Origin of the sequence: Pseudomonas sp. KBW05, from assembly GCF_003852405.1 — a bacterium.
In the GTDB taxonomy this organism is placed as follows: Bacteria; Pseudomonadota; Gammaproteobacteria; order Pseudomonadales; family Pseudomonadaceae; genus Aquipseudomonas.
This window is the reverse complement of the sequence record NZ_QAJM01000009.1, coordinates 98,170-123,449: the sequence shown is the minus strand read 5'-3', so window position 1 is coordinate 123,449 and position 25,280 is coordinate 98,170. Positions and strand designations below refer to the sequence as shown.

Annotated in this window: 25 protein-coding genes; 14 read left to right on the top strand and 11 right to left on the bottom strand. The window is 60.9% G+C overall.

Going from position 1 to position 25,280, the window contains the following annotated elements:
• Nucleotides 1–8 precede the first annotated feature (8 nt).
• On the bottom strand, nucleotides 9–323 hold the full coding sequence (locus tag DBR46_RS09310) for a helix-turn-helix transcriptional regulator (RefSeq protein WP_017736896.1): 315 nt from the start codon (nucleotides 321–323) through the stop codon (nucleotides 9–11).
• Nucleotides 324–477: 154 nt separating this feature from the next.
• Here DBR46_RS09310 and DBR46_RS09305 point away from each other — a divergent pair, with 154 nt between their 5' ends.
• Entirely contained in the window at nucleotides 478–1,062 is a 585-nt protein-coding gene (locus DBR46_RS09305; RefSeq protein ID WP_124525939.1) for an ACP phosphodiesterase, read from the top strand.
• A gap of 42 nt (nucleotides 1,063–1,104) precedes the next feature.
• On the opposite strand, the gene DBR46_RS09300 is transcribed toward DBR46_RS09305, so the two are convergent.
• Together DBR46_RS09300 and olsB are read right to left on the bottom strand one after the other, a co-directional pair.
• The gene (locus DBR46_RS09300; protein ID WP_124525938.1) at nucleotides 1,105–1,896 is read right to left on the bottom strand and encodes a 1-acyl-sn-glycerol-3-phosphate acyltransferase; all 792 of its coding nucleotides are present in this window, start codon (nucleotides 1,894–1,896) and stop codon (nucleotides 1,105–1,107) included.
• The gene (gene olsB / locus DBR46_RS09295; protein ID WP_124525937.1) at nucleotides 1,896–2,651 is read right to left on the bottom strand and encodes an L-ornithine N(alpha)-acyltransferase; all 756 of its coding nucleotides are present in this window, start codon (nucleotides 2,649–2,651) and stop codon (nucleotides 1,896–1,898) included. Before olsB ends, DBR46_RS09300 begins: the two co-directional genes overlap by 1 nt.
• Nucleotides 2,652–3,111: 460 nt before the next feature.
• Between olsB and DBR46_RS09290 the strand changes: the two genes are divergently transcribed.
• The 5 genes from DBR46_RS09290 (at nucleotide 3,112) to DBR46_RS09270 (ending at nucleotide 7,157) form a co-directional block, all read left to right on the top strand.
• Entirely contained in the window at nucleotides 3,112–3,738 is a 627-nt protein-coding gene (locus DBR46_RS09290; protein ID WP_124525936.1) for a hypothetical protein, read from the top strand.
• Between the two features lie 109 nt (nucleotides 3,739–3,847).
• Nucleotides 3,848–4,921 (top strand): serine hydrolase, encoded by a 1,074-nt coding sequence (locus tag DBR46_RS09285; RefSeq protein ID WP_124525935.1) that lies wholly within the window; start codon nucleotides 3,848–3,850, stop codon nucleotides 4,919–4,921.
• Nucleotides 4,918–5,232: an amidase gene (locus DBR46_RS09280; protein WP_124525934.1), complete on the top strand. Its 315-nt coding sequence runs from the start codon at nucleotides 4,918–4,920 to the stop codon at nucleotides 5,230–5,232. Before DBR46_RS09285 ends, DBR46_RS09280 begins: the two co-directional genes overlap by 4 nt.
• Nucleotides 5,233–5,418: 186 nt before the next feature.
• Nucleotides 5,419–5,997 carry a YceI family protein gene (locus DBR46_RS09275; RefSeq protein ID WP_124525933.1) on the top strand — a complete coding sequence of 193 codons (579 nt, stop codon included), beginning with the start codon at nucleotides 5,419–5,421 and terminating at the stop codon, nucleotides 5,995–5,997.
• A gap of 2 nt (nucleotides 5,998–5,999) precedes the next feature.
• Nucleotides 6,000–7,157: a phosphatidylserine/phosphatidylglycerophosphate/cardiolipin synthase family protein gene (locus DBR46_RS09270; protein WP_124525932.1), complete on the top strand. Its 1,158-nt coding sequence runs from the start codon at nucleotides 6,000–6,002 to the stop codon at nucleotides 7,155–7,157.
• 130 nt (nucleotides 7,158–7,287) lie between these two features.
• Here DBR46_RS09270 and bglX read toward each other — a convergent pair whose 3' ends face one another.
• A complete protein-coding gene (gene bglX / locus DBR46_RS09260) occupies nucleotides 7,288–9,579 on the bottom strand; it encodes a beta-glucosidase BglX (protein ID WP_124525931.1) in 2,292 nt (763 codons plus the stop codon).
• Nucleotides 9,580–9,804: 225 nt separating this feature from the next.
• Between bglX and DBR46_RS09255 the strand changes: the two genes are divergently transcribed.
• The 4 genes from DBR46_RS09255 to DBR46_RS09240 all read left to right on the top strand — a co-directional run bounded on the left by DBR46_RS09255 (nucleotide 9,805) and on the right by DBR46_RS09240 (nucleotide 13,237).
• Nucleotides 9,805–10,416: a LemA family protein gene (locus tag DBR46_RS09255; RefSeq protein ID WP_017737110.1), complete on the top strand. Its 612-nt coding sequence runs from the start codon at nucleotides 9,805–9,807 to the stop codon at nucleotides 10,414–10,416.
• An 18-nt stretch (nucleotides 10,417–10,434) separates the two neighbouring features.
• Nucleotides 10,435–11,160, top strand: coding sequence for a YgcG family protein (locus tag DBR46_RS09250; protein WP_124525930.1), 726 nt, complete (start codon nucleotides 10,435–10,437; stop codon nucleotides 11,158–11,160).
• A 31-nt stretch (nucleotides 11,161–11,191) separates the two neighbouring features.
• On the top strand, nucleotides 11,192–11,809 hold the full coding sequence (locus DBR46_RS09245) for a TPM domain-containing protein (RefSeq protein WP_017737108.1): 618 nt from the start codon (nucleotides 11,192–11,194) through the stop codon (nucleotides 11,807–11,809).
• A 219-nt stretch (nucleotides 11,810–12,028) separates the two neighbouring features.
• Nucleotides 12,029–13,237 carry an SAM-dependent methyltransferase gene (locus tag DBR46_RS09240; RefSeq protein ID WP_124525929.1) on the top strand — a complete coding sequence of 403 codons (1,209 nt, stop codon included), beginning with the start codon at nucleotides 12,029–12,031 and terminating at the stop codon, nucleotides 13,235–13,237.
• 150 nt (nucleotides 13,238–13,387) lie between these two features.
• Here DBR46_RS09240 and DBR46_RS09235 read toward each other — a convergent pair whose 3' ends face one another.
• From DBR46_RS09235 to DBR46_RS09210, 6 genes are all read right to left on the bottom strand, one after another.
• The gene (locus tag DBR46_RS09235; RefSeq protein WP_124525928.1) at nucleotides 13,388–14,281 is read right to left on the bottom strand and encodes a DMT family transporter; all 894 of its coding nucleotides are present in this window, start codon (nucleotides 14,279–14,281) and stop codon (nucleotides 13,388–13,390) included.
• 104 nt (nucleotides 14,282–14,385) lie between these two features.
• Nucleotides 14,386–16,956, bottom strand: a complete 2,571-nt coding sequence (locus DBR46_RS09230; RefSeq protein ID WP_124525927.1) for a TonB-dependent receptor — start codon at nucleotides 16,954–16,956, stop codon at nucleotides 14,386–14,388.
• Nucleotides 16,957–17,084: 128 nt separating this feature from the next.
• Nucleotides 17,085–18,044: a FecR domain-containing protein gene (locus DBR46_RS09225; protein ID WP_124525926.1), complete on the bottom strand. Its 960-nt coding sequence runs from the start codon at nucleotides 18,042–18,044 to the stop codon at nucleotides 17,085–17,087.
• Nucleotides 18,041–18,580, bottom strand: coding sequence for an RNA polymerase sigma factor (locus DBR46_RS09220; protein WP_124525925.1), 540 nt, complete (start codon nucleotides 18,578–18,580; stop codon nucleotides 18,041–18,043). The genes DBR46_RS09225 and DBR46_RS09220 overlap by 4 nt, the downstream gene beginning before the upstream one ends.
• 203 nt (nucleotides 18,581–18,783) lie before the next feature.
• Nucleotides 18,784–19,656 (bottom strand): dihydrodipicolinate synthase family protein, encoded by an 873-nt coding sequence (locus tag DBR46_RS09215; RefSeq protein WP_124525924.1) that lies wholly within the window; start codon nucleotides 19,654–19,656, stop codon nucleotides 18,784–18,786.
• Nucleotides 19,657–19,683: 27 nt separating this feature from the next.
• Nucleotides 19,684–20,466, bottom strand: a complete 783-nt coding sequence (locus DBR46_RS09210) for an aldolase (RefSeq protein ID WP_124525923.1) — start codon at nucleotides 20,464–20,466, stop codon at nucleotides 19,684–19,686.
• Nucleotides 20,467–20,626: 160 nt separating this feature from the next.
• On the opposite strand from DBR46_RS09210, the gene DBR46_RS09205 reads away from it, so the two are divergent.
• Nucleotides 20,627–21,154 carry a helix-turn-helix domain-containing protein gene (locus DBR46_RS09205; protein WP_124525922.1) on the top strand — a complete coding sequence of 176 codons (528 nt, stop codon included), beginning with the start codon at nucleotides 20,627–20,629 and terminating at the stop codon, nucleotides 21,152–21,154.
• Nucleotides 21,155–21,293: 139 nt separating this feature from the next.
• Here DBR46_RS09205 and DBR46_RS09200 read toward each other — a convergent pair whose 3' ends face one another.
• The gene (locus DBR46_RS09200; protein WP_124525921.1) at nucleotides 21,294–22,310 is read right to left on the bottom strand and encodes a DUF4917 family protein; all 1,017 of its coding nucleotides are present in this window, start codon (nucleotides 22,308–22,310) and stop codon (nucleotides 21,294–21,296) included.
• A 123-nt stretch (nucleotides 22,311–22,433) separates the two neighbouring features.
• Between DBR46_RS09200 and yiaY the strand changes: the two genes are divergently transcribed.
• The 3 genes from yiaY to DBR46_RS09185 all read left to right on the top strand — a co-directional run bounded on the left by yiaY (nucleotide 22,434) and on the right by DBR46_RS09185 (nucleotide 25,269).
• Nucleotides 22,434–23,582 carry an L-threonine dehydrogenase gene (gene yiaY, locus DBR46_RS09195; RefSeq protein ID WP_124525920.1) on the top strand — a complete coding sequence of 383 codons (1,149 nt, stop codon included), beginning with the start codon at nucleotides 22,434–22,436 and terminating at the stop codon, nucleotides 23,580–23,582.
• Nucleotides 23,583–23,674: 92 nt separating this feature from the next.
• Nucleotides 23,675–24,349, top strand: a complete 675-nt coding sequence (locus DBR46_RS09190; RefSeq protein WP_124525919.1) for an NAD(P)H-binding protein — start codon at nucleotides 23,675–23,677, stop codon at nucleotides 24,347–24,349.
• Entirely contained in the window at nucleotides 24,349–25,269 is a 921-nt protein-coding gene (locus DBR46_RS09185) for a LysR substrate-binding domain-containing protein (protein WP_124525918.1), read from the top strand. The genes DBR46_RS09190 and DBR46_RS09185 overlap by 1 nt, the downstream gene beginning before the upstream one ends.
• Nucleotides 25,270–25,280: the final 11 nt, after the last annotated feature.

The window sequence follows — 25,280 nt, the reverse complement described above, 5'->3', positions numbered from 1 at the left end:
TTTCCTTGTTACAGCGGTGCGCTGAGTTCGGTGATGAGCGCATCGAGGAACGCTTGGATCGTTTCCTCGTTGCGTTTGAAAAAGTGCCACTGCCCGGCCTTCTGGCTGCTGATCAACCCCGCGCGTTGCAACGTCGCCAGGTGGGCCGACACGGTGGACTGGGACAAGCCGCAGCGTTGGTCGATCTGCCCGGCACAGATGCCGTATTCGTGGTTGTGCAGTTGCTCGGGGAATTGCACTTTCGGGTCTTTCAGCCAGTTGAGGATGTCTCGCCGTACTGGGTGCGCCAGGGCTTTTATTATTTCGTCGAGGTCGATGGACATGGCAGGTGCTCGGTGTCTTGAAACGTTATATCGCGATGAGGCGAACCTTAAATCGTTATATCCCGATATGCCAATATGAATTGGGTCTTAAACGAGATCAAATCGGTATATCGGGTTATAACGATACGTTGACGGCAGTGCTAAACTGCGCGCCATGAATTATCTCGCACATCTGCACCTGGGCGGCCAACTTCCTGCACAACTGCTGGGCAGCCTCTATGGCGATTTCGTCAAAGGCCGCCTGCAAGGCCAATACAGCCCGCAAATCGAAGCGGCGATCCAGCTGCACCGTTCCATCGACCGGTTTACCGACAGCCACCCGTTGGTGGGGGAGGCGTTGTCGCGCTTCAGCCTCACCCGCAGGCGTTACGCCGGGATCGTCCTCGATGTGTTTTTCGATCACTGCCTGGCGCGGGACTGGGCGCTGTACGCCGACCAGCCGCTGGAGCGCTTCACCTCGCAGGTGTACCGCGTGCTGGCGGCCGAGCCACAGTTACCGGGGCGGCTGGCGCAGATTGCGCCCTGGATGGCGGCAGATGATTGGTTGGGGTCTTATCGCGAGTTTGCGGTGATGGAACAGGTGTTGCGCGGGATTTCGCGGCGGTTGTCGCAGCCTGAGGAGTTGGGGTTTGCGATGCAGGAATTGCGCGAGCTGTATGAGCCGTTGAGTGAAGACTTCCGAGTGTTTTACCCCGAGTTGCAGGTGTTTGCACAAACCCAACTGACGACTGAGATCTAAATGTGGGAGCAGGCAAGCCAGCTCCCACATTTTGAACTGTGTTCATGCTGCAAATGCAGGACGAGCCTCTACCTGCTCAGCCTCCGGCACCGGCCCAAACAACACCTTCTGCACCGCTTGCTGCGCCTGATACGCCAACGCCGCACGTTCCTGCCCGGCACAGGCAATCGGCTTGAGCAGATGAATCTCCACATCGCCCTGGTCATTGGCAAACAGGCGCATCAGGTGCGAGAGCAAATCATCATCGCCAATAAACGGTGCGAGCGGGTCGACCTGGCCCTCGCGTAGATAGCGGATCGCTACGGGTTGCAGCGCCACATCCGCGTCAATCGCGCTGGCCAGCAAGCGCCCGTGGAAGGTACGCAGGCTGCGCCCGTCGGTGGTGGTGCCTTCGGGGAACATCAGCAGTGGGTGCTGTTGCTCCAGATGGCGGGTCATCTGTTTGCGGATCAACTGGCTGTCGCCCGAGCCGCGACGAATGAACAAGCTCCCGGCCTTCGCCGCCAGCCAGCCGGCCACCGGCCAGGTGCGCACTTCGGCCTTGGACAGAAACGACATCGGCGCCACGGCTCCCAGCAACGGGATATCCGTCCACGACACATGATTGCTCACCCACAGCATCGGCTGTTGTGGCAATTCACCGTGCACGGTCACGCGAAAGGGCAGGGCATTGGTCAGTCGAGCCATGAAAAACCGCGACCAACGCTGGCGCCGCACCATCGAGTTGGCAATGCCCAAGCGCTCGAACAGGCCAAACACGCTGGCCATGCTCAAGCCCAGCCCTACCACCACCAGCACGCGGGCAATGCGCCCGTACACCCGCAGGCGGCTCATTACATGGCCGCCTTGAAGTGGCGGGCGTAACGCGGGCAAAGCTCATCGCGCTTGAGCAGGATGAACACGTCGGCCACCTGGAAATCTTCGTCCCAGCACGGCTCGCCGCAGATCTTCGCACCCAGGCGCATGTAGGCCTTGAGCAGCGGCGGCATTTCCGCGATGACGTTGGATGGCAGGTCCAACGCTGGCAGGGGGTTCTTCGGTTCGGCGCGCAGGTGCTCGTTGCACAGGTAGCGTTCGCGCAGGCGCTGCATGATCGCATGGGCCTGGATGCCGCCGTCGTGCATCGGGATGCTCGCGCAACCCATCAGGTAGCTGTAGCCGCCCTGGTTCAGGGCCTCGGCCAATTCGCCCCACAACACGGCGATGGTGCCGCCGTTGCGGTAGGCCGGGTCGACGCAGGTGCGGCCGATTTCCAGGATCGGGCCTTGCAGGTGCAGCAAGCCATGCAGGCTGAACTCTTCTTCACTGTAGAACCGGCCCAGGGTGCTGGCGGCCGCGTGGTCGAGCAAACGGGTGGTGGCCACCAAGCGACCGCTGTTCAAGTCCCGCACGCCGATGTGGCTGCAGTGAACATCATAGTCATCCATGTCCAGACCCAGTTCCGCGCCTTTCAGCTTGGCGTTGAACTCGCCGCTGAATACGTTGAACCGCAAGGCCTGGGCTTCCTGCAACGCCTGTGCGCCAACCAGGCGTTCGGCTTGCAGACGGCGTTCATTGCCGGTGTCGCTGATGCGGGCGATCTGAGTCATGGCGAGTCTCCGAGTGCCGGCCACGATTTCGGCCGGTCGACTTTGTTGTCCAAAGTCAGGCTATGGAGGCCCGGTGTCATCTCCATGAACTTATGGTGACGCTTGGATGACAGGCTTCGGGAGCAGCCATTGATAAATATATGGAACCCGAACCCTTCCCTTTGCCAATAAGGGGGGCAGCTTTATGGCGAACTGATATTGAAGTCGAAAGATGCAGGGCGAAAGAAACGTTTCATGAAGGGAAAATTAAATGCCGGACTTTATCAACGGGGGTCGGTCTCAATCTCAGTGGCTACACTCGCTCCCCGCATTCGGGAGTCAACCTCAATGGCAGGCTCCAACGCCTGCACCGGGCGCCCAGTCCCAGGAGCAAGCCTCCCTGCCGGTATCCATGGATGACTCCCCTCTCCAGGGAAAGTCAGGCATAAATCCCAAGGATGGGCGTACCTATGGCGAAAAAATGAGCGATCGGCCGGTCTTGGCTGGTGCGGATTTCAGCCACTACACACAGCTCGATTACCACCCAAGAGGCAAACCCGAGAATATTTTCGGTGACTTCAGTCAGTGGGGAGCCAACAACTGCTTGAGCGTATCGGTGATCAAGTTGGCGATGCAGGAACTTGGAAAAAGTCCTCTCGACATATTCAAGTCGGTTAAAGAAACCCCTCAAGGCTATGAGATCGTATTGAGAAACGGCGAGTCGACGTATCTTTCCAAGGCGGAGTTCAAGCAGGCGTCTATGGCGGCGGACTTGAAAGGTGAGGACTCGACTACGATCACCTATGCGAACTTCATCGGAGCGGTCAACGCCAAGCGCTATCAAGAGACAGGAGCGGGGAGCTTCGAGGAGGCTTTGAAAATTATAAACGGTGGTGGCAGTGGTGCTGAGTCCACGTTCCGGCGATTAGGGATAATGGAACTGGTTGAGCCAGTATCCATCGATGAACTGGTGAATGGCAGGACAGGCATATTCCAGTCTGGCAGCCATATTGCAATCGCCGTTGGTGGGCATGAGGAGCGGTGGGGAAAGAGAGGTGACGCGGCGCCTACCCATTCGATTCATCAAGCGTTCGCGTTCAAGCGCTAGATATTGGAGCTATGGGGGATGGGCTTGCGTTGCATCGTGTCTGTCGCAAGCCTGTCATGTTTCTGGATTAGGCTCGCCGCCTTGAATGCCCCCCCTTGAGTCTGCGTCCATGGTCAGAGGCCTGTTGTGTGTTGTCCTGCTGTTAGCCACCGTTGCCGCCCACGCCGAAACCTGGCCTGACAAGGACTGGGCCAAGGGCACGCAGATCGCAGGCCCCGCTGTCGATGCCTTGAATACCTACGCGTTTCCCGCGCGTGACGACAGCACCCGCCAAGGCGTTCGCACCGATGCGCTGTTGGTGATCCGCGATGGCGAAATCATCTATGAGCGCTATGCCGCGCCAACCACGGCCAGTACCCCGCACCTCACCTGGTCCATCAGCAAAAGCCTGATGGCGACGGTGTTAGGCGTGGCCTACGGCGAAAACCGCTTCAAGCTGACCGACCCCGCCGCCCGTTTCTATCCGCCGATGAAGCAGCATCCCACGGTCACCATGGCTGATCTGCTGCATTGGGCCTCGGGTCTGGACTGGCAGGAAGACTACGAATACGCCCCGCTGAAATCCTCGGTGGTGGCGATGCTCTACACCCGGGGGCGCAGCGACATGGCCGAGTTCGCCGCCGACACCGAGGCCGTCAGCGCCCCCGGCCAGGTGTTCCGTTACTCCAGTGGCGACAGCAATATCCTGTCCGCTGCGCTCAAAGGGATGCTCGGGCACAAGGCTTATATGAGTTATCCGTGGGATGCATTGTTCAAGCCTCTGGGCATTCGAAACGCGACCTGGGAAACCGACGCGGATGAAACCTTCGTCGCTTCTTCCTACGCCTACCTCACGGCCCGCGACCTGGCGCGTGTCGGTTTGTTAATGGCGCGAGACGGCCGTTGGGGCGAGCAACAGTTGCTGCCCAAAGACTGGGTCGCCTTCAACCGCCAGCCCTTCGATAAATACAAAGCCGGACAGGACGAAGCCGTGCCCGGTGGTCATTGGTGGCTCAATAAAGGCCCATCGAGACCCTGGCCCGATGCACCCGCCGACACCTTCGCCGCCCTCGGCCATTGGGGCCAGGCGCTGTACGTGCTGCCCGCCGAACACCTGGTGATCGTGCGCTACGGCGATGACCGCGACGGCAGCTACCGCCACAACGAATTGCTCAAGCGCGTGCTTGCGGCGGTGCAGCCATGATCCGACGTCGGCCGTTCATCAGCCTGTTGATTGTGCTGCTGCTCGCCCTGTTGGGCTGGGTGTGGCACGAGCGGGTCAACCTGCAAGCCTTTCCCGACATCATTGCGGCGTACACGGCGAAGGAATATTGCTCGTGCCGGTATGTGGCGAATAATCCGGCGGAGTATTGCCGGGGTTACGTGAAGCAGTACGTGCCCACCAGCGCATTCAGCGATAACCCCGAGCGCAGCGAAGTGACGGCCAGTGGCATGGGGCGTAGCCACACGGCGCGCTGGCTCGGCGACCGCCAGGGCTGTCGCCTGAACCCCTGACACACCTCATACCCCCTGTGGGAGCGGGCTTGCTCGCGAAAGCGGTGGGTCAGTCAACTATTCAATGTCTGACACTACGCCTTCGCGAGCAAGCCCGCTCCCACACAAGCCCGCTCCACATTGGATTTGCGTCGTTTATGATATTGCGCTTAAGGTTCGTGCAGGTTTTTCCCCCGCGAGTTCTTAATGCTGATCAAACCCCTGGCCTTCGCCCTGCTGGCCGCCGCTGCCGTGCCTGCCCATGCCGACTGGTACCTGGATAACGAGTCCTCACGCCTGTCCTTCGTCACCACCAAAAACACCGACATCGCCGAGGTGCAGCGCTTTTTGGTGTTGCACGGCAAGGTTGACGGTAACGGCGCCGCGCAAGTGGAAGTGGAGCTGGAGTCGGTCAACAGTGGTATCCCGCTGCGCGACGAGCGTATGCGCAATGACCTGTTCGAGATCAAGACTTTCCCCGACGCGCTGATCCGCGCGCAGATCAACCTGCAACCGATCAACGACCTGGCCGCCGGCGCGCAGTTGGAACTGCGCCTGCCCTTGAGCGTGACCCTGCACGGCAAGACCCAGACCTACAGCGCCGAGCTGCTGGCCACGCGCCTGGATGACCGGCGCTTCCAGGTGGTGACCCTGGAGCCGGTGGTATTGCATGCCGAGGATTTTGATTTGATGCCCGGTGTCGCGGCCTTGCGCAAGGCGGCCGGTTTGGCGTCCATCAGTTTGTCGGTGCCGGTGGGTGCGGTGCTGATCTTCACGGCGCGCTGACCGTGAGCGGCGCAGTGTTCCCGTGGCGCAGCGCCAATCGCTTCGAGTTGTTGATCGACGGGCCGGCTTTTTTCCCGCAGATGCTGGTGGGCATTGCCCGCGCCGAGCGCCAGGTCGATCTGGAGTTGTACCTGGTGGAAGCCGGCGCCTGTGCCGAAGCCTTGGTGCAAGCGCTGGTGCTGGCCGCCGAGCGTGGCGTGCAGGTGCGCTGCCTGTTTGATGACTACGGCAGCCTGGCGTTTACCCTCGGGCTGCGCAAGCGCCTGACCGACGCCGGGGTGGAGCTGCGTTTCTACAATCGCCTGAACTGGCGGCGCTGGATGCGCAACCTGTACCGCGATCACCGCAAGCTGTTGCTGATTGACCAAGGCAGCGCTTTTGTCGGCGGTACGGGCGTTACCGATGAGTTCTGGACCCCGGGCAATGATACGGCCGACTGGCATGAAGTGATGGTGCAGATGGACGGCCCGTTGGTGCAGGACTGGCAAGCGCTGTTCGACCGCCAATGGCACGCCAACGCTGCGCGTCGGGAGTGGAAGCCCGCCACCCGTTTCGGTTTGCCGCGCTTGCCGAAGATGCCCGCCACAGGGCCGGGCCTGGGCCGTGTCGCCTATGCCGACGCCCGCCAGCACCGCGACATTTTGCAATCGTTGATCCGCGCGTTGAATGGTGGCAAGCAGCGTATCTGGCTGGCCACCCCGTATTTCCTGCCGACCTGGGGCGTGCGCCGCGCCTTGCGCCGTGCCGCCGGGCGTGGGGTGGATGTGCGTTTGCTGCTCACCGGGCCGCGCACCGATCACCCGTCCGTGCGGTATGCCGGGCACCGGTATTACCCGCGCCTGCTGCGTTCGGGGGTGCAGATTTTTGAATACCAGCCGTGCTTTTTGCACCTGAAAATGGTGCTGGTGGACGATTGGGTCAGTGTGGGGTCATGCAATTTCGATCACTGGAATTTGCGCTTCAACCTGGACGCCAACCTGGAGGCGTTGGACCCTGAATTGACGCAGGCAGTGGCGGGCAGTTTCGCGCGGGATTTTTCCCAGAGCCTGGCCGTGAGCCTGGAGGCGTGGCAGTCGCGGCCGCTGTGGCGGCGGGTGAAGCAGCGGGTGTGGGGGTGGATTGATCGGTTGGTGGTGAACTTGCTCGACCGACGCGGCTAACCAGACTACTGAGATCAAAATGTGGGAGCGGGCTTGCTCGCGAAGGCGGAGTGTCAGTCACCGAAGATGTTGACTGATCCACTGCATTCGCGAGCAAGCCCGCTCCCACATTTTTTGACCGCGTACGGTTTTAGAGCAGTTCGAACGTCTGCTGCTGCACATCCTGGGAATCCAGCCCGATCTGCACATTGAACTCACCCGGCTCCGCCGCGAACTTGAGCTGGGTGTTGTAGAACTTCAAGTCGTCCTCGGTGATGGTGAAGTGCACTGTGCGCTCCTCGCCGGCCTTGAGCATGATCTTCTGGAAGTTCTTCAGCTCCTTGATCGGGCGGATCATCGAGCCGGCCACGTCCTGGATATACAGCTGCACCACGGTTTCGCCATCGACCTTACCGGTGTTTTTCAGGGTGACGCTGGCGTCGAGCTTGCCGGTCTTGTTCAAGGTGGTGGACGACAACGCCATGTCCGACAGACTGAACGTGGTGTAGCTCAGGCCATAACCAAACGGGAACAGCGGTCCGGTGGTGTCATCGAAGTACTGCGAGGTGTAGTTGCCCGGCTTGCCCGGTGTGAACGGCCGGCCAATGGTCAGGTGGTTGTAGTAGGTCGGAATCTGCCCCACCGAACGTGGGAAGGTGATCGGCAGCTTGCCCGACGGGTTGTAGTCGCCAAACAGCACGTCGGCGATGGCGTTGCCGCCTTCGGTGCCGGCGAACCAGGTTTCCAGGATCGCGTCGGCCTGTTGGTTCTCTTCGAGGATCGACAGCGGGCGACCGTTCATCAGCACCAGCACCAACGGCTTGCCGGTGGCTTTCAGGGCCTTGATCAGGTCGCGCTGGCTCTGCGGGATGTTCAGGTCGGTGCGGCTGGAGGATTCGTGGGACATGCCACGGGACTCGCCCACCGCCGCGACGATCACGTCGGCACTCTTGGCGGCTTTCACCGCTTCGTCGATCAACACCTGCGGTGCGCGTTTGTCATCCACCACTTCCGGGGCATCGAAGTTGAGGAAGTTGAGGTAATCGACCACGGCCTTGTCGTTGGTGATGTTGGCACCACGGGCATAGATCACTTTGCCTTTTTCACCGATCACGGCGTTCAGGCCGTCCAGCAGGGTGACCGATTGCGCAGGGCGCCCAGCGGCGGCCCAACTGCCCATCATGTCGATCGGGGCCTTGGCCAACGGGCCGACCAGGGCGATGGTTGCGGACTTTTTCAGCGGCAACGTGTCGTTCTGGTTTTTCAGCAACACCAGGCTGCGGCGTGCGACGTCGCGGGCTTCGGCGCGGTGCAGGCGGCTGTCGGCATAGGTGTCGGCCGGGTCATCCTCGGCCTTGCCGATACGCAGGTACGGGTCTTTGAACAGGCCCATGTCGTACTTGGCGCCGAGCACTTCGCGCACGGCGTTGTCGATGTCGCTCTGTTCGATCTCGCCAGACTTGAGCAGCCCCGGCAATTCCTTGCCATACAGCGAGTCGTTCATGCTCATGTCGATACCGGCCTTGATCGCCAGTTTCGCGGCTTCACGCCCGTCCTTGGCCACGCCGTGCTTGATCAGTTCGAAAATCGCGCCGTGGTCGCTGACGGTCAGGCCCTTGAAGCCCCAGTCGCGGCGCAGCAGGTCGTTCATCAGCCAGGTGTTGGCGGTGGCGGGCACGCCGTTGATCGAGTTCAGCGCCACCATCACGCCGCCGGAACCGGCCTTGATCGCCGCGTGGTACGGCGGCAGGTAGTCCTGGTACATCTTCACCGGGCTCATGTCGACCACGTTGTAGTCGCGGCCGCCTTCTACGGCGCCATACAGGGCGAAGTGCTTGACGCTGGCCATGAGGCTGTCGGCATTCGCCGGGCTGGTGCCCTGGAACGCCTTGACCATCACTTCGGCAATGCGCGAGACCAGGTAGGTGTCTTCGCCGAAACCTTCGGACGTGCGGCCCCAGCGTGCATCACGGGAGATATCGACCATCGGCGCAAAGGTGATGTCGAGGCTGTCGGCGGCAGCTTCCTGGGCGGCAATGCGCCCGGAGCGGTGGATCGCGTCCATGTCCCAGCTGGAGGCCAGGGCCAGGCTGATCGGGAAGATCGTGCGGTGGCCGTGGATCACGTCGTAGGCGAAGAACATCGGGATCTTCAAGCGGCTGCGCATGGCCGCGTCCTGCATCGGACGGTTTTCCGGGCGGGTGATGGAGTTGAACGTGCCACCGATGCGGCCGGCGGCGATTTCCTTGCGGATCAGCTCGCGGGGCATTTCGGGGCCGATGCTGATCAGGCGCAATTGGCCGATCTTTTCATCGAGGGTCATCTGCTTGAGCAGGTCGCTGACAAACGCGTCCTTGTCTTTAAGCGCAGCAGGCTTTGTTTCTGCCCATACGGGGTGACTGGCCAGAGTGGCAACAAGGCCGAGCAAACACAGCTTTTTCATGAATATCCTTTTTCGGCTCACTGCACAGCAAAAATGCGCTGCTCTGCCAAAATGTGGGGGACGTATGTTGTTGTTCGAGTGTTATACCGACAAATGCCGCACACTTCGGAACTCTTATTAGCGGTGGGCATCTTTTTAGCTGATTGATTCGATGCAATCCAGTCGTGGTCGCGGATTATGCCTCACGGCTGCCCAATTCCATCAAGGTTCGCCAGGAGAAACACCATGCAAGCAGCACAAGGTTACCGTTGGGGCTTGAAAGCCGCGGCGTTGCTACTGATCAGCAGCGTGCTGAGCGGTTGCGGCATCAACAACATCCCGACACTGGACGAACAGGCCAAGGCCGCCTGGGGCCAGGTGCAGAACCAGTACCAGCGCCGCGCCGACCTGATCCCCAACCTGGTGGAAGTGGTCAAGGGCTACGCCGCCCATGAACAGGACACCCTCACCGCGGTGATCGAAGCGCGGGCCAAGGCCACCTCGATCCAGGTGGATGCCAGCACCCTCGACAACCCGGAAAAACTCAAGCAGTTCCAGCAAGCCCAGGACGGCTTGAGCGGTGCCCTCAGCCGTTTGATGGTGGTGTCCGAGCGTTACCCGGACCTCAAGGCCAACCAGAACTTCCTGGCCCTGCAATCGCAACTTGAAGGCACCGAAAACCGCATCGCCGTGGCGCGCCGCGACTTTATCCAGGCGGTGCAGGCCTACAACACCGAGATCCGCACTTTCCCTGGCCGTCTGTGGCACAGCGTGATGTACAGCGACTTGCCGATCCGCGCGACGTTTGAAGCCACCAGCGCCGATGCCGATAAAGCACCGCAAGTGAAGTTCAAATAACACTGCATTGAGGTGTCGATGCGTTTATTAAGGATAGGCTTGGCGCTGTGCCTGTTGGCCTGCGTGGGCGTGGCCCAGGCTGCGCTGACGTTCCCGGCGCTGAGCGGGCGGGTGGTGGACACCGCCCAGATGATCGACCCGGCCACGCGCGAGCAACTGACCCAGCAATTGCAGGCGCTGGAGCAGACCTCGGGCGACCAGATCGTGGTGGTCACCGTGCCCGACCTGCAGGGCGTGCCGATTGAAGACTTCGGTTATCAATTGGGCCGCCACTGGGGCATCGGTCAGAAGGGCAAGGACAATGGCGCGCTGTTGATCGTCGCCCGCGATGAGCGCAAGTTGCGCATCGAAGTCGGCTATGGCCTGGAAGGCGTGCTCACCGATGCGCAGTCGTGGGTGATCATCAACCAGGTGATCGCGCCCAAGTTCAAGGCCGGCAACTACAGCCAGGGCATCAGCGATGGTGTCGCGGCAATGGTGCAAGTGGTGGGCGGTGAACCGCTGGCCGTGCCTGCGCATGTGGCGGATGCCAACTTTGCCAAGGATAATCCGGGGTTTTCCATTGGCCTGTTTATCCTGCTGATCGGTGTGTTGTGGCTGTGCAATCGCCTGGGCCTGCCGGTGGGCGCGATCCTGCTGGCGATCCTCAGCAGCAGTGGTCGCGGTGGCGGAGGTGGCGGCGGCGGGGGGTTCCGGGGCGGCGGTGGCGGCTTCGGCGGCGGCGGGGCATCGGGTGGCTGGTAATGACAATAACTAGAAAAGAGCATCTACAACCATGGCATTACTGACTGAACACGAGCAGCGCCAAGTGGCCGAAGCGATTGCTCGCGTGGAGAAAACCACCGACGCGGAACTGGTGACCGTGCTCGCCGCCCGCGCCGACGACTACGCCTATATTCCGTTGCTGTGGGCCAGCCTCATCGCCTTGGTGGTGCCGGGTGTGGTGCATTACCTGTCGGGCTACCTGACCATGTACACCTTGCTGCTGGCGCAATGGGCGACGTTTATCGTGTTGTGCCTGGTGTTTCGTCTACCCAAGGTCACCACACGGCTGATCCCGCGGTCGGTACGCCACTGGCGCGCGTCCAACCTGGCTCGGCGGCAGTTCCTGGAGCAGAACCTGCACCACACCTTGGGCAGCACCGGCGTGCTGATCTTTGTCAGCGAGGCGGAGCGGTATGTGGAGATCCTGGTGGATGACGGGATTTCCAAGCGCTTGGATGACGGCAGTTGGGATGCCATCGTGCAGGCGTTTACCCAGCAAGTGAAGCAGGGGCAGACGCTGGCGGGGTTTATCGACTGCATCGAGGCGTGTGGCGAGTTGTTGAAGGTGCATGTGCCGGTGACGCAGACCCGTAACGAACTACCCAATCGCTTGGTCGTACTCAAGTAATCCAGACAATGCAGTTCTAAATGTGGGAGCGGGCTTGCTCGCGAATGCGGTGGATCAGTTGAAATATCTTTGACTGACACACCGCATTCGCGAGCAAGCCCGCTCCCACATTTGGTTTTGTGTGAGTCAATACACTGACCGTTGATCAAATAACTCCGTGCCCTGGCGAGCCATCCCCCCTAAAATGCCCGGCATTCCCTGCCCGAGGCGTTTTTGTTCATGTCTGTCACCGCTCAACCCGTCAGCGACCACCACGCCCAGTTCATCGAACTGCTGGGCACCAGCCTCGCGCAGAACGCCTTTATCAAGCTGGTGCTGGCCAAGTACGTCGGTGACGAAGCCGAGTTGCAACGCCTGATCATCAAGGCGGTGACGGTCAAGGAGCAGGCGTGCCTGTCCTTCGTCTATCGCTATAAAACCCGTGACATCACCAAGAACTTCCCCGTGGCCGAGGGCGTGGCGACGATTGCCGCGTTGCTGCCGGCGCAGTTCAAGAACGCGCACCTGCTGTCGCTGACCGACGAAGCCCAGCTGGAATACAGCAAGAAGAACAAAAGCTCGCTGTTCAAAAGCAAGCCGCAGCAATTGCGTGAGGCGCCGAGCGCCGAGCACAACCGCGAGAAGAATCGCTTCCTCGACCTGAGCCGGCCATTCCTCGCCGACCTCGGTGTGACCGACGCCAAGCAGGCGCTGATCCCGTCGATGTCGCGCAAGTGGAAGCAGATCAACAAGTTCATCGAAGTGTTCAGCCATGCGTTGACCACTTCACCGCTCAAGTTGGACCAGCCGGTGCGTGTCGCTGATTTCGGTTCGGGCAAGGGCTACCTGACGTTTGCCATTCACGATTACCTGCGCAACACCCTCAAGGCCGAGGGCGAAGTGACGGGCGTCGAGCTGCGTGAAGACATGGTGACCCTGTGCAACACCGCCGCCGCGCGCCTGGAGCATCCTGGGCTGGTGTTCAAGTGCGGCGACGTGCGCAGCGTGGCGCCGAGCGAGCTGGACGTGATGATCGCCCTGCATGCCTGTGACGTTGCCACCGACTATGCGATCCACACCGGCATCCGCTCCGGCGCGTCGATCATCATGTGCTCGCCGTGCTGCCACAAACAGATCCGCCTGCAGATCCAGAGCCCGGCGCTGTTGAAACCGATGTTGCAATACGGTTTGCACCTGGGCCAGCAGGCCGAGATGGTCACCGACAGTTTGCGTGCGCTGTTTCTGGAAGCCTGTGGTTATGAGACCAAGGTGTTCGAGTTCATCTCGTTGGATCACACCAACAAGAACAAGATGATCCTGGCGGTGAAGCGTGCGGAACCGATGGACAATGCGCAGTTGCTGGAGAAGATCCAGGAACTGAAGGCGTTCTACCACATCACTGAACATTGCCTGGAAACCCTGCTGCGGGCGGATGGCTACTTAAGCTGAACACAGACCCCCTGTGTGATCGGGCTTGTGTGGGAGCGGGCTTGCTCGCGAATGCGGTGTGTCAGTCACAGGAATTTCAACTGATCCACCGCCTTCGCGAGCAAGCCCGCTCCCACACAAGCCCGCTCCCACACTAACCTCCTTCCACTGTCAGACCGCGCTAGGCTTGGGCGCAGGCTGCACCGAGGTCTTGCGCCCCAGCATCACCGTCACAATCACCCCACAGGCAAACACCCAGGTAATCGGCTCGATCTGTTCACCAAAGAACAACGCCGAAAACGCGATGGTAAAGAAGATCTGCAACAACTGGATCTGGCTCACCCGCGCGATCCCGCCCATGGCCAACCCGGCATACCAGGCAAAGAACCCGAGGAACTGGGAGAACAGCGACACATAGCCAAACGCCCACCAGGTGCCCATGGAAATCGCCCCTTGATGCTGCGCCGCCAGGTACCACACCGGGCCGATCAATACCGGCGTCGAGAGCACCAGCGCCCAGCAGATCACCTGCCAGCCACCCATCTCCTTGGCCAGTCGGCCACCTTCGGCATAACCCAGGCCGCCCACGGCGATGGCGCCGAGCATCAACAAATCGCCCGCCTGAATGCTGCCGGCGCCGGTGATCAACGCATAACTCAACACCAAGCCACTGCCCAGCGCCGCGCAGGCCCAGAAGGCTTTGGACGGCCGCTCGTGGGACAGCCACGCCGCATACAACGCCACGCACAGCGGTTGCAGGCCGTTGACCAGCGCGCCATGGGACGCCGGCAGGGTTTGCATGGCCCACGCCGACAGCACCGGGAAGCCGAGGATCACCCCGGCAATCACCAGGCACAACCCACGTACCTGGCGCCAGGTCGGCCATTGCTCACGGCGCCACAGCAACAACGCCGCCGCCGGGACCGCCGCGAACAGCGCACGGCCGAGGCCGTTGAGCAGCGGGTGGATTTCCTGCACCACGATGCGGGTGAAGGGCAGGGTCAGGCTGAAGATGATGACGCCCAGCAGGCCGAGGGCCATGCCGGTGTTTTCGCGCGAGCTCATGGAAGGCAACCAGAATCTAGAGGGCTTCAAGGGAAGCCCATCTAGCCACACCCCCCGCCAATCAAGGGCCTACAGCTGGGTGCGGATTTATCCGTACAGTTTTTTCAGAAGAAGCGCGTGATGCTGATCTTGGCGTTGCGGCCTTGGCTGTAGACACCTTCACCGCTGAGTGCCGGTTGGTAGAAGCGGTTGAACAGGTTGTCGACAGTGAAGTTGATCTCGGTGCCCTTGAGACCTGCCTGCTGCGGTTTCCAATTGGCGAACAGGCCTTGTGTGTCGTAGCTGGCGTTCTCCGTCTGGTCGTAGATGAAGTCGCCGATGCTGGAGTTCAAACCGCCCGCGTAAACATCGGTAGGCACGCGATCGGTCTTGCGTACGAACTGGCCCTGCCAGCCCACCTGCGCATCCCAGCTCGGGATCTTGGTACCCAGCACCACCACCCATTTGGCCGGTGGGATATCCCGCGCCCATACGTGCAGGTCTGTCGCCCAGGGGTTGGTGTAGGGGTTGTCGCGCTTGCCTGTGGCCCAGGAGTAAGTCAGGGAGCCGAACAGGTAGGTCGAGTCGTAGTAGCTTTCCAGCTCGACGCCCTTGATGGTCATGCCACCCACATTGCGATAGTTGGTCCTGGACGCCGCGTCACTGCATACCGCATCGATACTGCCCGATACTGTCAGTTGCCGTTCGCAGCCGACGCCGGTGGCTTTCATGATTTCGTCTTCAATACGGTTGTGGAACAGCGTGGTGCGCAGTTGCAGGTTGTCCTCGCGGGTGAATAGCCCCGAGAAGTTGGTGACGTTGCCTGCGGTAATCGCCGTAATGCGCTCCGGGTCGAGGTTCAGGCTGGTGGCGCTGCGGGTGCTGAGGCCGCCCTGGACTTCGTACTGTTCATCGATCACCGGCGCACGCCAGGTGCGGTTCCAACTGGCGAAGAAGGCCACATCCGGGGTCACGTTCCAGAACGCCGCCAGGCGTGGTGACCAACCGGTGTAGGTGCGGTCGCTATAGTCGTGGCCCACTTTCGGGTCCGGGTTGCTGTAGTACGGCGCATCGTTGGCTTCGCCGCGATTACGCACGTGGTCGTAACGCAGGGACGGCGTGAGGGTCACGTCGCCCAGGGTAATCGCGTCCTGGATGTAGAACGCGTTGCTATCGACCTTGCCGTGGGGCATGAAATACGGCTGGAAATGCCCATAGTTGTATCTGGCGGTGTTGTAGGCCGCACCTGGCATCCAGCTTTCGGTTTCGCGCTTGTGCTTGCGGATCTGCACGCCCGTGGTCACCGCGTGCTCCAGCGGACCAGTGGTCAGCAAGCTGGTATTGCGCAGTTCGAGGATGCGGTCTTTGTAGGACGTATCCATCTTGCGTCCACCGGTAGCCAGGCTAATGACGGCATTCTCGGCGCGCTCATCGGTCTGGTCGGTATTGGACTCCGAGTAGCTCAGCTTCAGGTCGATCAGCGGGTTGTTCAGTGGGTGGTACTCGTACTTGCTCGACCAGGTGGTGTCCACTGTGTCGCGGTCGGCCAGGAAGCGAGACACCGCCGTTGCGTAGCCATAACGGTCGATGGCAGGTTGTTTCGGGGGTGATGGGTAGGACTTAGCCGAGAACGGCGTCATACGTTGGCTTTGGGCGCGAGAGTAAGACACGCCCATGCTGTGTTCATCGGTGAAATACGCGTTGAACTTGAACAGCTGGCCTTCGACATCCTGCGCGCTGTTGGGCAAGCGTTTGGGGTTGATCGGGTATTCATTGCGCGGGTCGGGCGGCGTGCCGGCAAGCTTGAGGTCGTCGCCGTCGCGCTTGGTCAGGTAGGCCAGGCCGTCCATGCGGCCGTCGTCGGTGCGGCCATACACGGCGCCGGTGTAGACCTGCTCGTGGGTGTTGCTGGCGTAGCCGTATTTGACCATCGCCCCGGCATTTTGCCCGTCCTTGAGCAGGTCGGGTGCGTCCTTGGTGATCATGTTGACCGTGCCGCCAAAACCGCCATTACCGGTAAATGGCGAGTAAGGGCCTTTCTCCACCTCAATGCTTTTGATCAGCTCGGGTTCAATGAAGATAGTGCCTTGTTGATAACGCTCGAAACCGCTTTTGGCCGCCCCGTCCACGGTCATTGGCACATCCTCGGCATCGCCCATGCCGCGGATGTTCATGGTCTGGCCGCCCGGCTTGGGTGAACCACCCATGGATACCCCGGGCAGGGTCTGCAACAGCGAAGGAATGTTATCGGGCTGGTAGCGGTTGATATCCGCCTGGCTCAGCGTGGAGCGGCCCACTGTGCTGGAGTCGACCTGGCTACCGGTGCCGATCACGCTCAGTGCATCCAGTTGAACAACGCCGCTGTTGGTGGTCTTGCCCTCATCGGGGCGCACGACGTAGGTGCTGCCGACCTTGATCAGGGTGAACTCGCCGTTTTTCAACAGGGTGCGAATCGCTACTTCCGGCGTGAAGTCGCCGTTGAGCGCGGGGGCTTGCACGTTCTTGAGCAGCTCTTCATCGAACAGCAACTGGATCTGTGCCTGTTGCGCCACCTGGCTGAGGGACGTCGCCAGTGACTGCGCTGGCAGTTGCAGCGTGAGCGAATCGGCCTGTGCACTGAGGCTGAATACCAGGCAACTGGCGATGAGCGTCGGTCGAAGAAACAGGTGCGAAGCGTGGCAAGGCGCGCGAAACATGAAATCCCCCGGTGTGGCCAAGTGGCCGAAAAGGTGTGCGTATCAAACGCAGACCGGGGGAAGACGCGGCTGCTCGAAAAAACCACACCTGCGAATGCAAAATATTCTCAAATAAGAATCTTGCAGGGTTATTTGCTCGGTTCGATGCGTACGATGCCATCGGCCGACGCCACGGTTTTCACCGGTAACAGGGCGGGCAGGGCGTTGAGCAGGGCGTCGGGATCATTCACATCCAGGTTGCCCGAGACCTTCAAGTGCGCCACGGCGTTACTGACCTGCAACGGTGCCTGTGGGCGGTACAGACTCAATTCATCGATCAGGCTGACCAGCTCGCGGTTGCGAAACGACAGGTGACCGCTGCGCCAGTCGGCCACCTCTTCGGCGGTGAGGGTCTGTTGCTGCAACGTGCCCTTGGCGTAGCTGAAGATCGCGCGCTGCTGTGCACCCAATAGGGTGACGGGGCTTTTGGCATCCGGCTCGAACGCGACCTGGCCATGGGCGACGCTGACCACCAGTTGCTGCTGGCTGCGCCGCACATCGAAGCCGGTGCCGACCACGCGCACATTGGCCTCGCCCGCTTGCACGAACAGCGGGCGTTCCTTGTCGGCGGCCACTTCGAGGTACAACTGGCCTTTGTCCAGGTGCACGATGCGCTGGTACGCGGTGAACTCCACCCGCACGCGGGTATTGGCATTCACATACAAGGTGCTGCCATCGGGCAGATTGAGGGTGTGCATGCCTTTGGCGTGGGCTGCGACCTGGGTGTGATACAGCTCGCGGGGCGCGCCGATATGCGTGGCCATGATTGCGCACAGCAAGGCGGCCGCCACGGCCAGGGCCGGGCGCCACACGGACGGTTTGCGCGGCGGCAGCGCCACGGGTTTGTTCAGTTGCTGCAACTGGGCGAGGTCCGCCCACAGCTGCTCGAATTCGGCATAGGCGCGGGCATGGGCCGGCTCGGCCTGCCAGGCGGCAAAGGCCTTGCGGTCGGCGCGGTCGGTGTCGCTGTGGTTGCGTGCAAACCAGCTGGCGGCTTGGGCGTCGATGGAGTCGCTGTCCTCGATGTCGATGTCGCTCAGGCGGTTCATTCTGGCTGCTCCGTGCCGGGTTCAGGTTGAAGGCGTCGCTTGCAATGCAGCAGGGCCAAGGCGATGTGCTTTTCCACCATGCTGGTGGAAATGCCCATGCGTTCGGCGATCTGCGCCTGGCTCAGGCCTTCGAAGCGGTGCAGCATAAGGGCTTCTCGTCGGCGGGGCGAGAGTTCGGCGAGGACTTCTTTCAACTGTTCCAGGCGTTGCAAGCGTTGCGCGGCGGCCATGGGTTCGTTTTGCTCGTCGGTGGCAGGCTCCACGTCCCTTTCGGCCTGATCCTGGTGGACGGTCTGCCGTACCTTCTGTTTACGCCAGTGATCGCGCAGCAGGTTGCGCGCCATCTGGAACAGAAACGCCCGTGGCTGCTCGACGTTGGCGCGGTCGCGGTAGTCCAGCCATTGAGTGAAGACATCCTGGGTCATGTCCGCCGCGTCGCTGGCGTTGTCCGTGCGTTTGCGCAGGAAATACAGGATATCTGTATAAAAACCGCGAAAGGCATCGGCCGCCAACGGGTCGGGCTTGGGACGAGACATGGATATCCTTCTTGACGAAGCACGACGTAGGAAAGTCGCGAATGGTATCGAGAACCATTGCTATTTGTCTCTATAAATTACGAACGCTCGTGATCAAAAATGTGGGAGCGGGCTTGCTCGCGAAGGCGCTGTGTCAGTCAATGTATCTGTCACTGATGTACCGCATTCGCGAGCAAGCCCGCTCCCACAGGGGGACTGTGGCTTTATTTCAGTAATGTTTTCAGCTGTTCGATTGCCGCTTCACCCAGCGGGAATACCGGCAACCGCGGATCGCCCGCCTCCAGCCCGGTCAAGCGCAACCCGGCCTTGATCGTCGCCGGCAAGCCACCCTTGAGAATGAACTCCAGCAGCGGCAACTGGCGATAAAACAGTGCCCGCGCCTTTGTCAGGTCATTGGCCAACACGGCGTCATACAAATCCAGGTTGAGCTGTGGAATAAGGTTCGGTGCCGCCGTGCACCAACCCTTGGCACCGGCCGCGAACGCTTCCAGTGCCAGCGGGTTGCAACCGTTGTAGAACGGCACGTCACTCTGGCGATGCAACTGGTGCATGCGTTGGATATCCCCGGTGCTCTCCTTGACCATCGTCACGTTGGCGACCTGCTTGATGATGCGCACGATCAGCTCCACCGACATGTCGGTGCCGCTGGTGGCCGGGTTGTTGTAAAGCATGATCGGCACGCCGATGCTGTCGCCAATCGCGGCGTAGTGGGCGAGGATTTCCGCTTCGCTGAGCTTCCAGTACGAGGCGGGCAGCACCATCACCACGTCGGCGCCATTGGCTTCGGCGTAACGGGCACGGCGCACGGCCTTGGCGGTGGTCAGGTCGGACACGCTGACGACGGTGGGCACGCGCCGGGCGATTTTTGCCAGGCTGTAGGCGCTCACTTCATCCCATTCGGCGTCGCTCAAGTAGGCGCCTTCGCCGGTGCTGCCCAAGGGTGCGATGGCATGCACGCCGCTGGCGATCAAACGGTCGATGGAGCGGCCCAGGGCGTCGAGGTCAATGCGCGAACCGTCGGCGCTGAAAGGGGTGATGGTGTAGCCGATGATGCCGTGAATAGTTGGGCTGGACATGAGAGGTCTCCGGTCGAAAAAGGGCAATCAGTTCAGGCAATCGGCGTGTTGGCGCAGGTTCTGCCGGGCGTAGTAGTTGAACGCGGCGCCGTGGCGCTTGGGCCGGGAGATCCAGTCGTGGGCTTCACGACCCAGTTCCGGCAGGATCGGTTTGATGGTGCCCGCCGCCATCGCCAGCAACTGCAACTTGGCCGCACGTTCGATCAACTGCGCGATCACACAGGCTTCCTCGATGCTCGCCCCAGTGGACAGTTGGCCGTGGTGCGACAGCAGGATCGCGCGCTTGTCGCCCAGGGCTGCCGTGATAATTTCACCTTCTTCATTGCCCACCGGCACCCCCGGCCAGGCTTCCAGGAATGCACAGTCTTCGTACAGCGGGCAGAGGTCCATGTGGGACACCTGCAACGGCACTTCCAGCATCGACAACGCAGCGATGTGCGTGGGGTGCGTATGGATGATGCAATTCACATCCGGCCGCCCACGGTACACCCAACTGTGGAAACGGTTGGCCGGGTTGGGGATGCCATGGCCTTCCAGCACTTCAAGGTCCTCGTTGACCAGCAGCAGGTTGCTGGCGGTGATTTCGTCAAAGCCCAAGCCCAGTTGCTGAGTGTAATAGGTGCCAGGTGTTGGCCCACGGGCGGTGATCTGCCCGGCCAGGCCGGAGTCGTGGCCGTTCTCGAACAGGATGCGGCACGTGAGCGCCAGCTTTTGCCGGTCGGTCCACGTATTATCCGCCAGGGTGTTTTGCATCTGGATCAGCGCTTGCTTGACCAGTTGGTCTTTGGGGAGTGCTAATGTCTTGGCCATATCGGTGTCCTTTGGGTGGTTCAATGGACGTCTGGTTTGCTGGTCTCCCGCTGCTCGCAAGGTCGTTGGGTGAACGCAAATGACACTAAAGATGCTATATGACACAAAGTGTCATTGGCAAGCGCAGCTTATCGTTTTCTGCATGGACTAACCGCAGCACATGTCTATCCGTTTGAAATTATTGAGAAAAAAACTTGGCGTGACGTTGGACGTGCTGGCCGAAAAGTCCGGAATGACCAAGAGTTACCTGTCCAAGGTTGAACGCGGGCTCAATACACCGTCGATTGCGGCCGCGCTGAAACTGGCCAAGGCGTTGAACGTGAAGGTCGAAGAGCTGTTCAGCGAAGACAACGTCAGCCTCGACAGCTACAGCCTGGTGCGCAGCCATGAACGGCCCGACACCGCGCCGGGTTATGCGGTGTTGGCCCATCAGGTCAGTGAGCGCAGCCTGCTGCCGTTCATCATCTATCCGCCGGCGGAGTTCACCGACAAGACCTTCAAGGAGCACCTGGGGGAGGAGTTTCTGTTCGTGCATGAAGGCCAGGTGGAAGTGGATTTCATGAATGAACGGGTGATTCTGGAGCGCGGTGATGCGCTGCATTTCAATGCGCAGAAGCCGCATCGGCTGAGGTCGGTGGGGGCGGTGCAGGCGCAGTTGTTGGTGGTGGTGCACAGCCCGGAAGACTGACCGCGATGCCTGTTTGAAATGCAATCTACTGTGGGAGCTGGCTTGCCTGCGATAGCATCACCCTGGTCTGCCTGATACACCGAGGTGTCTGCATCGCAGGCAAGCCAGCTCCCACAGGGGATCTCCTTTGTTCTGGAGATCAGTGTTCGACGGGGACGGACAGTGCGGGATTGCCCAGTGGGTGAGTGCGCGCAGCGAAGAATTTCAGCTCCACGCCCGTCCCCTCGAACATCTCCGAATACCGCCGCTTCTGCTGGCGAATAAACCCATCACTGCGCCCCGACACCGAAATCGCCAGGGTGCTCAACCTGGCCTGGCGAATCGCATCCACCAAGTGTTTATCCTGCGTGCCCAAATCGTGGCCAAAGATGCACAGCGCGCCCTGATGGCCAAGCAACTGCTCATAGCAGAACGACAGATAATCCGAGCTGCGGATGGTCTTCAGTTTCTCTTCCACCTTGCCTTCGCTGACAAACAGCGGCACATCATCCAGGGTCTTGATCGTGTTGTTGATCGCAAAACTGCTGAGCAAGGTGCTGTCGGTGGTCGGCAATTTACGCGCGGTGCCGTCGAGGTTGCGTACCAGGTGCAGGCCGCCGTGCAGGTAGAGGATGCGCGTGGCGTCGGTGTGGGTATTGCGCAGGTCGAAGCTGGCGTCGGCGCTGCGGAACAGGTCGTCGATGCCCGGTGTGTGCAGGATCGCCCAGTAGTTGAGCAAGTCGTAGTTGCTCGTGAATACCGTGGTGTAGCTCGCCAGTTCGCGGTTGATCGTCTCCAGTGTCGACGGCTGCACCAGGCGCCACGGGATATGCAGGGCGTGGATGGTGTTGATCAGCGCTTCCTTGATCGCGTAGTAGCGATTGCGCGGCGCCGCCGAGCTGACCGCCAGCGCCTTGTTGACCCGGCTGGTGGTTTTCAGGGCGCCCAGGGCCTGCTCGAAACTGCGGGTTTGCAGGGCGTCGAACACGCTGAGTTCGGATGGGCTCAGGGGTTTTTCTTCGACGGTGCGCGCGTTTTCGAACAGCGAGTCGTAGGCAAAGTCTTCCCAAATCGTACGGCTGGCGCCGTTGCCGATCAGAATCCCGCTGAAGTCGATGGCGCTGCGCAGGGCGCTCCAGTCTTCAAGGTGGGCGTCAATATCCTGGAAATCCTTCATTGCGGCGGGTCTACTCGAATTCGGCTGGGCGGTGACTTTATCACGAGCGGGCGTTGATCCTGATCAAGATGCTATGACCGTCAGCGGTTGATTCTGTAGGCATAAAGCCTACGAGGATTAGCCATGAGCAGCACTTTCTTTATTCCCGCCGTCAACATCATGGGCACCGACTGCCTCGACGAAGCGATGACCGCCATCCGCAACTATGGCTTTCGCAAGGCATTGATTGTCACCGACGTGGGCCTGGCCAAAGCCGGCGTGGCCAGCATGATCGCCGAGAAACTGGCGATGCAGGACATCGACTCGGTGATCTACGACGGCGCCAAGCCCAACCCCAATGTGGAAAACGTCGAGAAAGGCCTGGCGCTGTTGCAGGAAAGCGCCTGTGATTTCGTGGTGTCCCTGGGCGGCGGTTCGCCCCATGACTGTGCCAAGGGCATCGCGCTGTGTGCCACCAACGGCGGGCATATTGGCGACTACGAAGGCGTTGACCAGTCGAGTAAACCGCAACTGCCGCTGGTGGCCATCAACACCACCGCCGGCACCGCCAGCGAGATGACCCGGTTCTGCATCATCACCGACGAAAGCCGCCACGTGAAAATGGCCATCGTCGATCGCAACGTCACGCCGCTGCTGTCGGTCAATGACCCGGCGCTGATGGTCGGCATGCCCAAGGGCCTCACCGCGGCCACCGGCATGGACGCACTGACTCACGCCATCGAAGCCTACGTGTCCACCGCTGCCACGCCAATCACCGACGCCTGCGCGATCAAGGCCATCGAACTGATCAGCGCCAACCTGCGCCTGGCAGTGCGCGACGGCAGCGACAAGGCCGCGCGGGAAAACATGGCCTACGCGCAATTCCTCGCCGGCATGGCGTTCAACAACGCGTCCCTGGGCTTTGTCCATGCCATGGCGCACCAGTTGGGCGGCCTGTACGACTTGCCCCACGGCGTGTGCAACGCCGTGTTGTTGCCCCATGTGCAGAGCTTCAACGCCAGCGTCAGCGCCAAACGCTTGAGCGACGTGGGCCGCGCGTTGGGTGCCGATGTCAAAGGCGTCACCGTGGAAGAGGGGGCCCAGGCGGCGATCGCGGCGATTCGCAGCCTGTCTCAGGACGTAGATATCCCGGCCGGCCTGCGTGAGCTTGGCGCCAAGTTGCAGGACATTCCATTACTCGCCAGCAATGCGTTGAAGGATGCGTGTGGGCTGACCAACCCACGGCGCGCCGATCAAAGACAAATAGAAGAGATCTTTCGCAGCGCTTTCTAACGGGGCACTGACACGCTGCAAGCGTTAAGCTACAAGCTGAACTGCATTCAACTTGTCGCTTGAAGCTTGCGGCTTGCCGCTGAGGTCCCCCTATGAGAGTTCTGTTATTCGGCGCCACCGGCATGGTCGGCCAGGGTGTTCTGCGTGAATGCCTGCTGGCCGCCGACGTGCAGGAAGTCGTCGCCGTCGGCCGCACGCCACTGACCCAGGAACACGGCAAGCTGCATCAGGTGCTGCACAGCGACATGCTCGATTTCCAACCCCTGGAAAACCTGCTGCAAGGCTTTGATGCCTGCTTCTTCTGCCTCGGCGTGTCTTCGGCGGGCATGAACGAAACCCAGTACACTCACCTCACCTACGATCTGACCCTGGTCGCGGCCAGCACCTTGGCGCGGCTTAATCCGCAGATGACCTTTATCTACGTGTCTGGCGCCGGTACCGACAGTTCCGAGGCGGGCAAGTCGATGTGGGCACGGGTCAAGGGCAAGACCGAGAATGCCTTGCTGCGCTTGCCGTTCAAGGCGGTGTACCTGTTCCGGCCGGGAGTGATCCAACCGTTGCACGGCGTGCGCTCGAAGACGCCGTTGTACCAGGCGTTTTATTCCGTGCTGGGGCCGCTGCTGACGTTGCTGCGCCGGGTCAAACCGGGTTGGGTGGTGAGCACCGAAACGGTTGGCCGGGCGATGTTGCAGGCGGCGAGTCATGGTGCGCCGCAGCCGGTGGTGGAGCAGGCTGAGATCAATCGACTGGCCGGCGAGCGCCGCTGATGTTGCACAAGGGCCTGGTGCGCCGCCTGGATCTGATCACTCTGCAGCTGTTTGTCGCGGTGTTCGAAGAAGGCACGCTGACCCGCGCCGCTGCGCGCGAAGCGATTGCGGTGTCGGCTGCCAGCAAGCGTTTGATGGAGTTGGAGCAGGTGCTGGGCCTCAGTCTGTTTGTGCGGCGCGCCAAGGGCATGAACCTGACAGCCGCCGGTGAAACCTTGCTGCACCATGCGCGGCAGATGCTGTTCAACGTCGAAAAAATGGGCCTGGAACTGGGCGAGCACAGCCATGGTGTGCGCGGTTATGTGCGGATGCTGGCTAATCTATCGGCGATCATTCAGTTCCTTCCCGAAGACCTGAGGGATTTTTCCGAGCTGCACCCTCAGGTCAAAACCGACTTGGAAGAACGTCCCAGCAACGGCGTGGTCCAGGGCGTGCTGGATGGCGTGGCGGACCTGGGGATCTGCTCCAGCGATACAGATACCAAAGGGCTGCCCAGCGTGATTTATCGCCTGGATAAACTGGTGGTGTTGATGCCAGCGGATCATCCTTTGGCGACGCGCACGAGCCTGGCGTTTGCCGAGACCCTGGACAGCGATTACGTCGGCCTGCATGCCGCCAGCTCCATCAATATGCGCACCCACGCCGCCGCTCGCGAGGCGGGGAAGATGTTGCGCCTGCGCATTCATGTGCCGGGGTTTGATGCGATGTGCCGGATGGTCCAGGCGAACATGGGCATCGGAATCCTGCCTCACAAGGCGTATGAATTGTTCGGTCGTGCCTTGGGTTTGCATGCCGTACCGCTAACGGACGCTTGGTCGGATCGCAGCCTGATCCTGGTGGTACGTGATGAGGCACAGTTGTCGCCCGTAAGCTGTTTGCTCTTTGATTACCTGAGCAAGACCACGGATTCCTACAGATAATTCTCTGGTCG